The sequence below is a fragment of the Pseudoalteromonas sp. XMcav2-N genome (assembly GCF_024124545.1).
Classification (GTDB): Bacteria; Pseudomonadota; Gammaproteobacteria; order Enterobacterales; family Alteromonadaceae; genus Pseudoalteromonas.
Genome location: NZ_JAMXSF010000002.1, coordinates 290,894 through 306,703 on the forward strand (window position 1 = coordinate 290,894; position 15,810 = coordinate 306,703).

At 40.9% G+C, this 15,810-nt stretch carries 7 protein-coding genes; 4 read left to right on the forward strand and 3 right to left on the reverse strand.

Features of this window, described 5'->3' with window-relative positions; all coding sequences use genetic code 11:
- Positions 1-626 precede the first annotated feature (626 nt).
- A complete protein-coding gene (locus tag NH568_RS04115; protein WP_253044710.1) occupies positions 627-1,841 on the forward strand; it encodes a replication protein A in 1,215 nt (404 codons plus the stop codon).
- Positions 1,842-4,911: 3,070 nt separating this feature from the next.
- Here NH568_RS04115 and NH568_RS04120 read toward each other — a convergent pair.
- Positions 4,912-5,793, reverse strand: coding sequence for a DNA replication terminus site-binding protein (locus NH568_RS04120; RefSeq protein ID WP_253044711.1), 882 nt, complete (start codon positions 5,791-5,793; stop codon positions 4,912-4,914).
- A 1,625-nt stretch (positions 5,794-7,418) separates the two neighbouring features.
- On the opposite strand from NH568_RS04120, the gene NH568_RS04125 reads away from it, so the two are divergent.
- A complete protein-coding gene (locus tag NH568_RS04125; RefSeq protein ID WP_253044712.1) occupies positions 7,419-8,774 on the forward strand; it encodes a class II 3-deoxy-7-phosphoheptulonate synthase in 1,356 nt (451 codons plus the stop codon).
- Positions 8,775-8,807: 33 nt separating this feature from the next.
- On the opposite strand, the gene NH568_RS04130 is transcribed toward NH568_RS04125, so the two are convergent.
- Entirely contained in the window at positions 8,808-9,617 is an 810-nt protein-coding gene (locus NH568_RS04130; RefSeq protein ID WP_253044713.1) for a pyruvate, water dikinase regulatory protein, read from the reverse strand.
- A gap of 141 nt (positions 9,618-9,758) precedes the next feature.
- Here NH568_RS04130 and ppsA point away from each other — a divergent pair, with 141 nt between their 5' ends.
- A complete protein-coding gene (ppsA, locus tag NH568_RS04135) occupies positions 9,759-12,134 on the forward strand; it encodes a phosphoenolpyruvate synthase (RefSeq protein WP_253044714.1) in 2,376 nt (791 codons plus the stop codon).
- Positions 12,135-12,181: 47 nt separating this feature from the next.
- Here the strand turns inward: ppsA and NH568_RS04140 are convergent, their stop codons facing one another.
- Positions 12,182-12,388, reverse strand: a complete 207-nt coding sequence (locus NH568_RS04140; protein WP_366040734.1) for a PGPGW domain-containing protein — start codon at positions 12,386-12,388, stop codon at positions 12,182-12,184.
- Between the two features lie 147 nt (positions 12,389-12,535).
- On the opposite strand from NH568_RS04140, the gene NH568_RS04145 reads away from it, so the two are divergent.
- Entirely contained in the window at positions 12,536-15,589 is a 3,054-nt protein-coding gene (locus NH568_RS04145) for an FAD-binding and (Fe-S)-binding domain-containing protein (RefSeq protein WP_253044715.1), read from the forward strand.
- Positions 15,590-15,810 lie beyond the last annotated feature (221 nt).

The following is a 15,810-nucleotide window of genomic DNA, read 5'->3' on the forward strand; positions in this document are numbered from 1 at the left end:
ATCTATATTTACACTTTACCTAAAGTATAAATAAATAAGTTTAGGAATGGTTAGATCTATAGGTATTAAAGGCTAAGAGACAAATATCTACACTTATCTTGCTGTTTTTTATGAAAATATTATCAAACTGCTGGATCAAGAAAATACTTGGTTAAGATCAGATCTTTTCGTACTCCTAGATCGGTGTTTTACTAACAGGGTTTTTAATATTCCCAATATGCACAACTTATACACATACTTGTCCACTCTCTGTGCGTGATGGATCCATATTTTACTAAGTTAATTCAGTAAGTTATACACTTTATTTATCGTCTACACAGGTTTCAATAGGTATAGATCTGATCTGTACTTAGAATAGATCGGATCCTTACCAGCTTGATCCGTTTTTATCCACAACAGAACAGAGAAAGCCTGGCTTACAGGCGTGTTTGTAGCCTTTAAGGGCGTTTTTGGAGTGGTTTGGTGTATGAGTTGGTATAAACTGGATCTCTGGAAGTCGAGTCTTAGTAAAAAAGTGATCCAAGACTGATTTTTTAGTTCAGATCAGTTTTTTACTAACTTAAACAATTAACTTTTGATCGTGAATGTGTTGTCATTAACCGTCGCAAAATTCTGGAAGTAATAAAATGAGCCGTAAGGTAAACATCTCCGTTGATAATTTACCTGATTCCCTTAGAGGTCAGATCCATGGTGTTGAAAGCGCAACCGATAACGAAAGTTTAGCGTTGTTTACTGACAACAAAGATGTTCGAGTATCATTAGAAAGTGCTAGTCATGGTTTGCGAGCTTATTCTAACACTTTTAATCATTATGACCTTTGGGGCCGCTTTGTGCGCTCTGGCTATAAAAAGTTACCTCTTGAAGAAGCGCCAAAGAAAACCATTATTTCCAGAAGAATTTCGGAAAAAGTCGATGGTATTGTTTACGATGGTGAACTAAAAATCACTCCGGCTGTTGTAAGTAGTAAAAAAGATGGTGAAGAAGCTGAATTTCTTGTGTGGCCGTCGGACCGAGAGGAAAAAGTTGAGCGTGCTCTTATTCGTCTGGCTTCAAAAGGTAAGATTGTAAAAATCAATTTTAAGTCCGGTATTCAATATGCTGTGATTTTCTCTATGAATGAACTGGCCCAGGAGCTAAAAGCTGTTGGTCAATCAATGCCTTATCCACAAATTAAAGAATCTTTAGAGGCTTTGCAAGGTTCAAAGCTGTCGTTCAAATACCGTGCAACAGACACAAAGAGTACAGATATAGATGACTCGTTTTACGAGTCTAATATGAACTTTTTATCGTCACTTCACTTCAGTGGTAAAAAAGGGCAGGGCGGTAACGTTAAGTGTGTGGCCTGTCTGAATGCTTTTGTTCATAATATGATCGACAATTTAGAGTATAAAGGATACTACTTTAATAGCGCGCAAGAACTTAAACGTGGCCTTTCTCGCTGGATGATGTTGCGCTTATACCACTTGTGGAGATATGCCGCCCCGGGAAAAACTTATCATTTCCGTCTATTATCTATCATGGAAAAGTATGGCTCCATCTACCCAGATGATGAAATAACCGACAATAAATTGAAAGCATTACGACGAGATATGACGACGACTATGAAAGATCTGATCGAAAAAGGGGCTATCTCTGAGTATCATATTTCTAATGTAAAAGATGATAAAAGTGGCAAAATCGTAGACTATGTATACGAAATGCATCCTTCAGCGCAGTTCTGTGATGAAATATTAGCTTTAAATAAACATAATAAGCGAATTGAAATCCAGGGTGGTAAGCGAATTGTCGAAAACGCGGAAGTGATAGACGAAGACATCTTGGAAGAAATCGTGAAAAAGTAACTTGATTGGTAACAATTGAGTTTGGCGCTTTCATGTAAAGAACGAACTATTATTATGTTAAATTTTAAGTGACATTGTATTTTCGACATGTCGGGCGCAGAGTTTTGACATTAATAAGATGGATTATGTGTCTTTCTGAATTGCATAGTGTTGATAGAAAAACCAGATTTAACAACACATAGAATCATATTTCGTATTACATATCTTGTGTTCTTTTGATGGTAAAACGTTCGCTGATATCCGACCTTTGAAGTAACCTTTTTGTTCAGGGATATATTGATAGCAGGGTAAAGGGTTTCAGTATAGGTAATCTTAAAAGAAGAATTTCAACACCTTAATTAATGATGTGTTCTTTACGAGATAGTAATTAGCATCAAACTTGGATGGACTGGGCGGTCATGTGGATCAACCTCAAACTTGTCAGTTTTCAGTCGGTGTTCCGACGTATCCGGTCTGAAGGTTAAGATACCGACTGTTGTTTTAGCTGAATGGCTCGCAAGGCTGCGATGATGGAGGTGTTAATCATTAAGTTTATGATGTGTTCTTAAGGGGAGGCTCAGCTTCTAAATATGGCGAGGACAAGTGCCCATCAGGATCAAAACTAAGCGGGTTTGTATTCGGTGTTCAGACCAGGAGGGTATCCAGGTTAAGATACCGATTGCGGTGGCAGATGACAGGGGCACGAGGCTGCGATGATTTATGTGATCTGTCACTTAATTTATGATGTGTTCTCCATGAGTAGGCACTCAACTTACAAATCTGGGACGGCTCAAGTATTGATGGCTGTGTTAGGAGGTTGCGATGCTTTGTGTGATCCATCGCTTATTAATGATGTGTTCTTAAGGGGAGGCTCAGCTTCTAAATATGGCGAGGACAAGTGCCCATCAGGATCAAAACTAAGCGGGTTTGCATTCGCTATTCAGACCAGGAGGGTATCCAGGTTAAGATACCGATTGCGGTGTTCGATGACAGGGGCACGAGGCTGCGATGATTTATGTGATCTATCACTTAATTTATGATGTGTTCTCCATGAGTAGGCACTCAACTTACAAATCTGGAACGGCTCAAGTATTGATGGCTGTGTTAGGAGGGTCGAGTAGTGAGGTTGCGATGCTTTGTGTGATCCATCGCTTGATAATGATGTGTTCTTAAGGGGTGGCTCTGCTTCTAAATATGGCGAGGACAAGTGCCCATCAGGATCAAAACTAAGCGGGTTTGCGTTCGGTGTTCAGACCAGGAGGGTATCCAGGTTAAGATACCGATTGCGGTGTTCGATGACAGGGGCACGAGGCAGCGATGATTTATGTGATCTATCACTTAATTTATGATGTGTTTTTCATGAGTAGGCACTCAACTTAAAAATCTGGGACGGCTCAAGTATTGATGGCTGTGTTAGGAGGGCTGAGTAATGAGGTTACGATGCTTTGTGTGATCCATCGCTTGATAATGATGTGTTCTTAAGGGAAGGCTCTGCTTCTAAATATGGCGAGGACAAGTGCCCATCAGGATCAAAACTAAGCGGGTTTGCATTCGGTATTCAGACCAGGAGGGTATCCAGGTTAAGATACCGATTGCGGTGTTCGATGACAGGGGCACGAGGCTGCGATGATTAATGTGATCTATCACTTAATTTATGATGTGTTCCCCATGAGTAGGCACTCAACTTACAAATCTGGAACGGCTCAAGTGTTGATGGCTGTGTTAGGAGGGCCGAGTAGTGAGGTTGCGATGCTTTGTGTGATCCATCGCTTACTAATGATGTGTTCTTAAAGGAAGGCTCTGCTTCTAAATATGGCGAGGACAAGTGCCCATCAGGATCAAAACTAAGCGGGTTTGCATTCGGTATTCAGACCAGGAGGGTATCCAGGTTAAGATACCGATTGCGGTGTTCGATGACAGGGGCACGAGGCTGCGATGATTAATGTGATCTATCGCTTAATTTATGATGTGTTCTCCATGAGTAGGCACTCAACTTACAAATCTGGAACGGCCCAAGTGTTGATGGCTATGTTAGGAGGGCCGAGTAGTGAGGTTGCGATGCTTTGTGTGATCCATCGCTTATTAATGATGTGTTCTTAATGAATGAGTACTCAACTTAAAAACTTGGTGCGGATCAAGATTTAGGTACTGACGATTGTTTTAGGAAAGCAGGGCTGTAAGGCCGCGAGCATTCCGGTGTTTTATACCTTTATTTATGAAGTGTTCATCATGATGAGGGTATCAACTTAAAAATCTGATGCGGAACAAGGTTTAGGTACAGTTGTCTGTTTTGGGTTAAAATATCAGTAAAGTAGCAATGTATCATGATATCTAACTCTTTAATAATGATGTGTTCCTTTCAGGTGGTAAAATAATCGTTGATTAACGACTTTTTAAAGCCCCCACCACATAAAGGCATACATTGATAGTTGGGGAACTAAACAGTATTGGGTAACTCTAATGTTATATTTTTACTAAATATTGATGATGTGTTCTTGATGTGAAGGTTCCCTTATTTTTTTGGCTAGGAGTATAATGGTTAGCCAGCTTACGAGTGCTCTTATTAGTTGTAAAAATTGATCTAGTGACAGTGTTCGGATATAGATAATAACGGCTGACGTACTTTAGTGTATTTTGAAAAATGTTGGATATGGATTAATGTTGTTAGATATACCTGATTTGAACTTGGTCGCTTTATTAAAGAAAATAAAATTTCATGTTTTCAACCTGACGCTGGGCATATTATGTTTATGTTACATATCACTTTACCGAAAAAGCCATTGCTTACTAAAAGAATAGTGAACAATGTAAGTGCTTACTATCATATTTTTGATTTGACCTCAAAGTTATAATGAAACGGATTACGTGAGACGAGCAACGAAGATAATAATTTCAAGAACAGACACATAACCTAAATTAGTTAAAAAAATTAATGATCCTTAAATAACATACAGATACATGAACAGTAAATTTTTCACTCAAGTATATTAGTAGTTCATCAAACTAACCTTTCGATCGGAAATAACTAAAAAGGAATAGATACCCACTCAGTGTCTGTACTATCAACTTTGTAGGTACGTTAATTCAGCTTCTACGTGTGATCCTCGTTAACTTTTTCTAGATAAATTCTTTCTATCAAATAATTGTATTCTTTCTTTCGTGGATCTGTATCTTCTCGAATATAATTTTTTAACTCACCAATCTTTGTTTCTTTTTGCGGATTTAAAAGAACGAATGGAAGTGCACCGCTTACATGATATCGATTCTTTGCACTAAAACGAACATTCACCTCTGGGCTAACTCTGGTAGGGCGCCTAATCCGTAACTTTGCTGATGACGATAAACTTGAAACCCTAAGTCGTTCTTGTTCTACGATTGATTGCCAATTATTTTGGTCGATTGCTCTTGGATTAGTATATTGAGATGAGCGTTGGAGTATGTCCAAAGCGGCCTTTTTAGACAATGTTTTTGTTGAGTGTTTGGTCATCCAGGTAAAACGGACTGAATATGGCACTGTGTGTTCAAAGTGTATCTTTCTATAAGCTGCCAAAGTTACTAACCCTGGCACTGCACTATGCACTGCTTCAAATCTTGCGTCGTTATTTGCAATTTCTAAAACTAGTTCTTTAAAGGCATCTTTAGCTAAGTTAATTTCGACTAGGCGATTTCGAATTTCACTTTTTGGGTCGTTAACTAAAAGCAATCCTGGATGGCGTGTAAGTACTTTGCCACTTTCTTTCTTATCAAGAAAAAGGTCTTTAAATGATGTAATACAATGTGAAAGAGCTACATCTCCCGTCAATTTTTCTACAGGAATACTTTCAGGAGCCGAAGTCTCGTCCTTTTTTTCTACAGCAGGAAGCTTAAAATATACAGCTTGTGTAACATCTGCTGCTTGTATCTCCTCACAGAACAAAGATATTTGTTCAAAAAGATAATCAAAATGTGACCTTATAGACAGTTTACTTTTCATGAGATGACCAATCAGAACTATTTAAAAACAGAAGTGATTATACACTTACTTACTCATTTTCTTGATAAAATTTGTTATAAGCTGAATTTTGCTGAGATAAAAATTGAACCAGGAAAATGTATGATGTGTTCCTTTTATTTTAGACTAGCTTGCTCTTTTTTACAACTGGATCTGGAGCCGTTGTTAATTTAGTAGGAGCTTAACTTATTTTGAAATATAGAGAATTACTCGTAACTTCAAGAGCAGGGGCTAAAGTAAAAATAGGTTGTTTGCTTTTGTGGGTCTAAATTAACATTTGTTGTAGTCAAAAAATACTGGTACATCCTTTTCCATAAAATGACTCTTTCTACATCAGTTATTTCTGCAATCAATGAAAAGTAGCAATCTCAGGCACATATTTTTTCTTCGTAATCTACTGTTTCATTTCAATATAAGGCCGCTTATCAGATCTCAAAAATGATAGCCTGAAATGCTCAGAACAATCAAATTTGCTAAGGTCAACTTCGGTGGAAAATAGTTTTCTTAGAAGACTTGTTTATGTGTGACTTAGCCGCAAACCTTAGTCTTACAAAAATGCATCAATGATGTGCCAAATAGATCAAATTTAATTACCTATAGGAAACACATCTCGATTACCTGTCTTAGCTTTTGAGCTCTGGTACTAAAATGATCGTCAATCAGGCCATCTGAAATCGGTGATTGATAGTGGCTGTTAGCTCTAACCCCGAAGTTGAACTTGTGATGAGCTATAAGTCCGCGCCGTTGTCGCACCAAAGAGCCACAGTATGTTTCTCTGATATTACAATAATGAGCGCTCGCTATAGTGCGCAGACTTATCCAACGAATCACTTTATGGCCCTTTAAGCGATGTAGCTTTAACTGCCACTTAAATCCTGCAGTTGTAAATTTTATTACTCCAGTTAATGGTTAGCCGATTTCCTTAGCAATAAACGATCGTTGGCTTTCCATGCTGCATGATACTTCAGTTAAAATATGTCGCTGTAAATTAGGCAGCACGTGTGATGGGCATATTTACACATTGATTGATTTAGACAGAAACCTGGCATGGCAGGGCTCGCAATCTGTGCATTAAAGTAAGGACATGCTTTTGGGTCAAAAGTGTCTATCGCAAGTATCTTATTCGAAATTGTAGTGTGTCATGGTATTAAGGCTGGGTTAGGCAACTGCTAAATGAGCGCCGCCGTTAAACTTTGACTAGTTCTAGACATGATACAGATTGTAGCGATAACCCCTTGAAATAACCATGATACGATATTCTGTCTGGATACAAGGGTCATCATCTTATAATTGCTTTGTAGCAGGACATTGTAATCATAAGTTATCTTAGCAAATATACGCAAACTTCTTGATAGCGAGTTAATTTAACATAATTCTTTGATGTAAAGAATTACTCGTAAACACATTAAACAGACCGACTGAGATAACCTTATCTCCTGGAGAATATAGGGCATATTACTGAGGTGCTGAGTATAATAAAAACTCCAAAAAATGTATGATGTGTTCTATATTTTCTTTGAACTATTAAATTCTTCGAAATATCCTTGAAGCTGTAGCGTCTATAAGGTACCTTGCCTTTGAGGTAACTAATGAGGAATGAGGAAAATATGAAACCTTGGAGCCCAGATAGCTGGAGAGAACATCCGATTGTTCAACAACCTGAATATCCTGACAAATTAGAGCTTGAATCAGTAGAAAAACAGATCAATGCTGCACCGCCTTTGGTATTCGCAGAAGAAACTCGAAGTCTGTATAAGAGCTTAGCAGATGTGTGTGAAGGGAAGGCATTTTTGTTGCAGGGTGGAGATTGTGCCGAATCGTTCGCAGACTTCAGTGCGACCAGTATAAGAGATACATTTAAGACGCTGTTGCAAATGGCTGTAGTTCTGACTTATGGCGGCAAGTGTCCGGTTGTCAAAATCGCAAGAATGGCAGGGCAATATGCTAAACCCAGGTCATCCGATTTTGAGACGATCAATGGCGTGGCATTACCTTCCTACCGAGGTGACATAGTAAATAGTTTTGAGTTTACAGAAGATGCTCGCATACCTGATCCGAAAAGATTACTGACGGCCTACCATCACAGTGCATCAACGCTCAACTTGCTGCGTGCGTTCGCGCAAGGCGGGCTTGCAGACCTTCATCAAGTCAGCCGTTGGAATATGAGCTTTGTTGCAGCAAACCCGATGAAAGAGAAATTTCAGCAACTCGCCAATCGAATCCAGGAAGCACTTGAGTTCATGGAAGTGTGCGGTATCGACTCTACTGTTGCCCCAAGTCTTAAAGAGACTCACTTATATACATCACACGAAGCACTGTTGCTTGGTTATGAGCAGGCTCTCACTCGCAGAGACCATTTAAGTGGAGACTGGTATGACTGCTCAGCTCACTTTGTTTGGATTGGTGAACGTACAAGGCAACTTGACCACGCGCATATCGAATTTTTCAGAGGAATAAAGAACCCGATTGGTGTGAAAGTAGGCCCAGGTATGAAGCCAGACGAGCTTATCGAGTTGATCGACGCTTTGAATCCAGAAAACATACCCGGCCGCCTTACGCTAATCACCAGAATGGGGGCTGATGTTTTACCAGAAAAGCTACCGGCTTTGGTCAGAAAGGTTCAGCAAGAAGGGCGTAAGGTCGTGTGGAGTTCCGACCCGATGCACGGTAATACTGAAAAGGCGAGTACAGGCTATAAAACCCGTAGCTTCAATAACATTTTGCGCGAAATTAGTCAGTTTTTCGCTGTGCATAAGGCTGAAGGCTCATACCCTGGTGGTGTGCACTTAGAAATGACTGGTCAGCACGTCACAGAATGTATCGGCGGTGCATATGGTCTGTCTGATGAAGACCTGGCGCAACGTTACCGCACACAATGTGATCCACGTTTAAACGCAGATCAAGTACTGGAACTCGGATTCTTGGTTGCAGACCTGCTAAAGGATGCGAGAAACCGAGTATAGAACAAAGATAAAAGGGCCTTGAAGGCCCTTTTATTAATATTTACGCCTTTCCAGATTAGTTTCAGACATAATCTTGGCAGATATCTCCTCGACTGAGAATTTAGTGGAGTTGAGGTAAGGAGTTTTATTTTTCTTAAACAGCATTTCCACTTCTCTTACCTCAATCCGACATTGTCGTATCGATGCATATCTTGAGTTCGCCATACGTTCCTGTCTGATGGCCGACAAACGTTCAGGGTCGATCGTTAGACCAAATATCTTCTGTTTGTAAGGCATCAAACACTTAGGTAAAGCGCCTTTTTCAAGGTCATCTTCTGTCATTGGATAATTTGCAGCTTTGATACCGTACTGCAGGGCCAAGTACAAACTCGTCGGCGTTTTGCCGCTGCGACTCACGCCAACCAAAATAATATCGGCTTTTTCGTAGTCTTTTACATTTGCGCCATCATCGTTGGCCAGTGCGTAATTGACCGCATCAATCCTGAAGTCATATGTAGCTTCATGAATGCTGTGTGTGCGGTGAACTTTTGGTACCGGAGCGACTTTCAGCTCTCTTTTTACAATTTCGCTGGAGTAAGACAAGAAATCATAACAAACCCCGTCTGATGCAAGAATAATATCGGACAATTCGGGGTTTACAAAGGTGAAAAACACCAGCGGCTTTTCGCCACTTGTTTGCGCAGTAGCATTAATTAGCTCTTTGATTTTTTCTGCTTTTTCGACAGTCTCTACAAAAGGGATCGTCTTATGATTAAAGTCAACGGGAAACATCGACAACGTCGCATGCCCGAATACCTCTGATGTAATCGCTGTTCCATCAGATATATAAAATGCAGTTCTCATTTTAACCTTTCAATTACTTTTTTAGTATTTTTTCGTGTCGCGGTTTACGCCGCTATGCATTAAGTTGTAGAATGCCTTCGACCTATAGGAAGGTCAATTTTTCTCTCACATTAAATACAATTTGTTTTTGGAGACAGTTCCGTGCAAGACTACGTTCTCTGGTATCAAGAATTAGGTATGCAAGACGTACCTAGGGTTGGTGGTAAAAATGCCTCTCTGGGTGAAATGATATCTAATCTTGCCAATGCAGGTGTACAAGTACCCGGTGGATTCGCAACAACGGCAGACGCCTTTAATGAATTCCTCGAGCAATCAGGCCTGAATGAGAAAATTCACACTATTCTCGATTCCCTCGATGTTGACGACGTCAACGAACTTGCCAAAGTCGGCGCACAAATCCGCCAATGGGTTATTGATACTCCTTTCCAACCAGAATTAGACCAAGCCATTCGCGACGCATACGCCTCACTACACGGTGATGAAAGCAACGATGTCTCCTTTGCTGTTCGTTCCTCTGCAACAGCCGAAGATATGCCAGACGCTTCGTTTGCAGGACAACAAGAGACTTTCCTTAACGTTAAAGGTATCGACGCAGTAATGGTCGCTATCAAGCACGTTTTTGCCTCTTTGTTCAACGACCGCGCAATTTCTTATCGTGTTCACCAGGGCTACGACCATCGCGGCGTCGCGTTATCAGCTGGTATTCAGCGTATGGTACGTTCAGACAAAGCATCTTCAGGTGTTATGTTTACTATTGATACAGAATCAGGTTTTGAGGACGTAGTTTTCGTCACCTCGAGCTATGGTCTTGGTGAAATGGTCGTACAAGGCGCAGTAAACCCAGACGAGTTTTACGTCCACAAGCCAACACTAGCCAAGGGCTTGCCGGCAGTTGTAAGACGTAACATTGGCTCCAAAGCAATTCAAATGGTCTATTCGAACGATGAGTCTCACGGTAAGCAAGTAGAGATTGTTGATATGGACCCTGAGCTGTCAAACAAGTTCTCCATCACAGACAGCGAAGTACAGGAATTAGCAAAGCAAGCTGTTATCATCGAAAAGCATTACGGCCGTCCAATGGATATTGAATGGGCAAAGGATGGTAACGATGGCAAGCTTTATATCGTACAGGCTCGCCCAGAAACGGTACGCTCTAATGAAGATGCTAACGTAATGGAGCGTTATCAGCTTAAAGAAAAATCAAGCATCGTTTGTGAAGGTCGTGCAATTGGCCACAAAATCGGTAGTGGTGTCGTACGCGTACTTAACTCGATTGACGAAATGGATAAAGTCGAGCAGGGCGATATCCTGGTTACTGACATGACAGACCCGGATTGGGAACCTATCATGAAACGCGCAGCTGCAATCGTAACGAATCGCGGCGGTCGTACCTGTCACGCTGCAATCATCGCTCGAGAGTTGGGAATTCCGGCAGTAGTTGGTTGTGGTAATGCGACCGACACCATTAAACATGGTGATGAAGTAACGGTTTCATGTGCAGAAGGCGACACTGGATATATCTACCAGGGCAAACTAGACTTTGAAGTCATCTCATCACGTATCGATTCAATGCCTGACATTCCGATGAAGATAATGATGAATGTGGGTAACCCAGACCGTGCTTTTGACTTTGCTAAGTTGCCACATGCAGGTATTGGTCTTGCTCGTTTAGAGTTCATCATTAACCGAATGATTGGTGTACACCCTAAAGCGTTGATCAATTTCGACAGTCAGCCAGCTGATTTACAAGCTGAAATCAAAGAAATTATTGCTGGTTACGAGTCTCCTGTTGAGTTCTACATTGCTAAACTTGTCGAAGGGATCTCTACCCTTGGCGCAGCATTTGCGCCAGAGCGCGTGATTGTTCGTATGTCAGACTTTAAGTCTAACGAATACGCAAACCTTGTTGGCGGTCAGCAGTATGAGCCGGAAGAAGAAAACCCGATGATCGGTTTCCGCGGCGCATCTCGTTATATTTCAGAAGATTTCCGCGAATGTTTCGCACTTGAGTGTGAAGCAATCAAACGCGTTCGTAACGAAATGGGTCTCGATAATGTTGAAATCATGATCCCATTCGTTCGTACACTTGAAGAAGCTGCAAAAGTTATACAGCTACTTGAAGAACACGGTCTTAAGCGCGGCGAAAATGGCTTGAAGGTTATCATGATGTGCGAGTTACCTTCTAACGCATTGTTAGCAGAAGAGTTCCTTGAATATTTTGATGGCTTCTCGATTGGTTCGAACGACTTAACTCAGCTTACTCTTGGTCTTGACCGTGATTCCGGCCTTATTGCTCACTTATTCGATGAGCGTAACCCGGCCATCAAAAAGCTGCTTTCTATGGCAATTCAAACAGCCAAAGCAAAAGGCAAGTATGTAGGTATTTGTGGACAGGGACCTTCTGACCATGAAGACTTTGCAGCCTGGTTGGTTGCTCAGGGGATCGATTCAGTATCGCTTAACCCTGATACTGTTCTCGAAACCTGGCTATACCTTGCTGAGCAAAACAAAGCTTAGAAAGAGATTGATTAAGGCCTGCATTATGCAGGCCTTTTTTAAAAGAATTATCTAAAACGTTTGTCTAGTTGAACACAGGCACTCTTAAACCATACTTGACTCTTTTTCAGCCATACTCGTGCCCACGGGTAATTGAAGGATAAGCAAAGCAACGCACCAAGCAGAAAGAAAATCGACGGGCCTGGTACCACAATAAACACTATCGCTAGCAAAGCACAAACCCCTGCAACTAAGTTCATCATAATTTTACTCATAGTGTGACCTCAAATTCGATATTAGTATTAAATTTACTCCATATACCTGCTTTGATCCTTTTCAAAGTGTAACAAAACAAAAAATTCCAGATTTTTAACGAGACTCAACATGATACAATAATGCCAAAGCAATAAATTATTACCGTCATGATTGCCGAAATTACCCAGCAGAATTCTGCCAACACATTATTAAATGACTACATCAGTAAAATTTGCGGCCAAGGCTTTAGCGGGGATACAGATACAAGTTATGCGACCCGTATAGTCACTGCTACTGATAACAGTATCTATCAAGAAATACCTCAAGCCGTTATCTACCCTAAAAATACCAAAGATGTACAAGTTGCAATGCAAGTAGCATCTCTGGACCCTTTTTTGTCTTTAAGCTTTGGACCCAGAGGGGGAGGAACAGGTACTAACGGGCAATCTCTTACACCTGGGATAGTGGTCGATCTCTCTCGTTACATGCGAGAAATTCTTGAAATAAATGAAGAAGAAGGCTGGGTACGAGTACAAACTGGCGTCATAAAAGATCAATTGAATGATTTCCTGAAGCCTTACGGATTCTTTTTTGCGCCAGATCTATCAACCAGTAATCGCGCGACTATTGGTGGCATGATTAATACCGATGCTTCTGGTCAGGGCTCTCTGGTCTACGGTAAGACCAGCGATCACGTACTGGAACTTAAAACCATACTTGTAGATGGCACTGAGCTCAACACCAATAAACTTGAACTTGAAAAAGCGGAACTTCTAGCTGAGCAGACTAACAGAGTTGGTGAAATATATAAGACAGTATTAACTAGCTGCCGGGAAAACAGAGAACTTGTCCTTGAGAAATTTCCGAGACTTAATAGATTCCTCACGGGCTATGATCTCGAAAATGTCTTTGACGATGAGATGACCACATTTGATTTAAGCCGTGTAATCACAGGATCTGAAGGGTCGTTAGGCATAGTTACCGAAGCGAAACTGAACGTAACCCGCATACAGCCGTACAAAACACTCATCAATATCAAATACGATTCTTTTGAGTCTGCTTTGAGGAACTCACCTTTCTTAGTTGCAGCAAATGCAACTTCCGTAGAAACAGTAGACAGTAAAGTTTTGAATCTAGCCAAGCAAGACATCATTTGGCATTCAGTATCGGACTTAATCTCGGATGTTCCAGGAGTTGAGGTTCAGGGCCTCAACATGGTTGAGTTTAATGGCGAGACCCCAGAAGAAATCGAAGGAAAGGTTTCTTCGTTATGCAATCAGCTTGAACAACTTATCACCAACCGAGAAGCGGGTGTTGTTGGCTATCAACTTACTAATGATAAAGCCGATATACTAAAAATATACGCTATGCGTAAAAAAGCAGTGGGCTTGTTGGGTAACACTAAAGGAAAACAGAAGCCACTTGCTTTTGCAGAAGATACCGCTGTACCACCAGAAAATCTTGCAGAATTTATTTTAGAGTTCAGGGCACTGTTGGACAGTAAAGGTTTGCACTATGGCATGTTTGGCCATGTGGATGCCGGCGTACTACATGTTCGACCCGCTTTAGACATGTGCGATCCTGAACAAGAAAAATTGTTGCGTGAAATATCAGATCAAGTCGTTGCATTGACCGCTAAGTATCGTGGGCTCATGTGGGGCGAGCATGGTAAGGGATATCGAAGCGAATATGGTCCGGCTTTTTTTGGTGACGTACTTTTTACTGAACTTAGAAAAATAAAATCAGTGTTTGATAAGAATAATCGCCTGAACCCGGGAAAAATCTGCACGCCGCTAGAGTGTAATGATAGTCTGGTCAGTGTTGATGACCAGAAACGTGCATGGTTTGATAGAGCTATCAATATTGAAGTCAAAGAAAGTTTCGAAAATGCGATGAACTGCAATGGTAATGGACTTTGCTTTAATTATGATGAAGCCTCTCCCATGTGCCCGTCATATAAAGTGACCAAAGATCGCCGTCACTCACCTAAAGGCAGAGCTTCTCTGATACGAGAGTGGTTTCGTCTTCAGGAAGAGCAGGGGGTTGATTTACTATCTTCAGAGAAAACGCTGATAGAAAAAGAAAACGATACCACCTGGTGGGAGCGTTTTAGAAACAACCGAAAGAAACAACAGGGCATCTATGACTTTTCACATGAAGTTAAAGAATCAATGGATGAATGTCTTGCTTGTAAGGCGTGTACCACTGCATGTCCGATTAAAGTTGATGTGCCAAGTTTTCGGGCTCGCTTCCTAAATCTATATTACAGTAGATACAACCGTCCATTAAAGGATCACCTTGTTGCAAATGTGGAACAAACAACGCCTCTGATGGCTAAGCTGCCAAGACTTACTAACTTTGTTGTGAATTTTGCTCCTGTCAAATCAGCATTGAAAAATATTGTAGGTTATGTAGATACGCCAACGTTAAGCGCCCCAACTTTAGACAAACGCACCAACAGTGAGTATAAGTACGACGAAAAAAAGTTTTCTACACTGTCAAAAGAACAAATGTCCGATATTATTTTTATCGTTCAGGATCCGTTTACCAGTTTCTACGAAGCTGAGTTAGTAGAAGCATTTATGCAAGTAATTACTAAACTCGGTAAAAAGCCAGTGCTCTTACCATTTGTTCCAAACGGTAAAGCTCAACATGTAAAAGGGTTTTTAAAAGAATTCAAATCAACAGCTAAGTCTGCGACTGAGTTTTTGTCACGTATTGCCAGTTATGGCCGCCCACTCGTAGGATTAGATGCCTCTTTGGTACTGTGTTACAGAGACGAATATCTCAAGATCCTGAATGAAGACAAATTAGCATTTACAGTTCACCTTGCGCATGAGTGGCTGTCAACTCAGGACTGGAGTTCAGTTGGGAAGTTGTCAAACGTAAACGGCAACTCCGTTGTCAAGTTACTTAGTCATTGCACAGAGACCAGTGCTATGCCTGAAAGCAAAACTGTTTGGAAAGATATCTTTGAGCATCTTGGTGTGAACTTGGAGACTCCAGCAACAGGATGTTGCGGAATGGCTGGCACTTATGGCCATGAAACCGATCATCAGCACAACTCAAGATCATTATATGAAATGTCGTGGCAAAAACACACGAGTAATATGGCAGAAGAAACAGTACTGGCTACGGGCTTTTCTTGTCGTTGCCAGGTTAAGCGTTACGAGAATAAAAAACCAATGCATCCGATAGAGTACATTGCAAAGAGTCTTTAATACAAAAGATGGTAGCGATACGTATTTGTGTCGCTACTTTTCGATTTTACTTACACTCTATCACTGATTTTCTTATCAAACCTCAATTTAACATAATTTAAAAATCACGACTTCATTTGACTGTTTTTTGAGATCAACGGGAATAATGTTGCGGGAGTAGCATCGCGCTAAATGGTATGATGTGTTCCACTACGCTTCTAAATTCAAGAGATTGGAGGATT

Excerpts from the sequence above, each read along its gene's own strand:
- NH568_RS04115 (WP_253044710.1), top strand. The coding sequence starts at position 627 with ATGAGCCGTAAGGTAAACATCTCCGTTGATAATTTACCTGATTCCCTT.
- NH568_RS04120 (WP_253044711.1), bottom strand. The coding sequence starts at position 5,793 with ATGAAAAGTAAACTGTCTATAAGGTCACATTTTGATTATCTTTTTGAA.
- NH568_RS04125 (WP_253044712.1), top strand. The coding sequence starts at position 7,419 with ATGAAACCTTGGAGCCCAGATAGCTGGAGAGAACATCCGATTGTTCAA.
- NH568_RS04130 (WP_253044713.1), bottom strand. The coding sequence starts at position 9,617 with ATGAGAACTGCATTTTATATATCTGATGGAACAGCGATTACATCAGAG.
- NH568_RS04140 (WP_366040734.1), bottom strand. The coding sequence starts at position 12,388 with ATGAGTAAAATTATGATGAACTTAGTTGCAGGGGTTTGTGCTTTGCTA.
- NH568_RS04145 (WP_253044715.1), top strand. The coding sequence starts at position 12,536 with ATGATTGCCGAAATTACCCAGCAGAATTCTGCCAACACATTATTAAAT.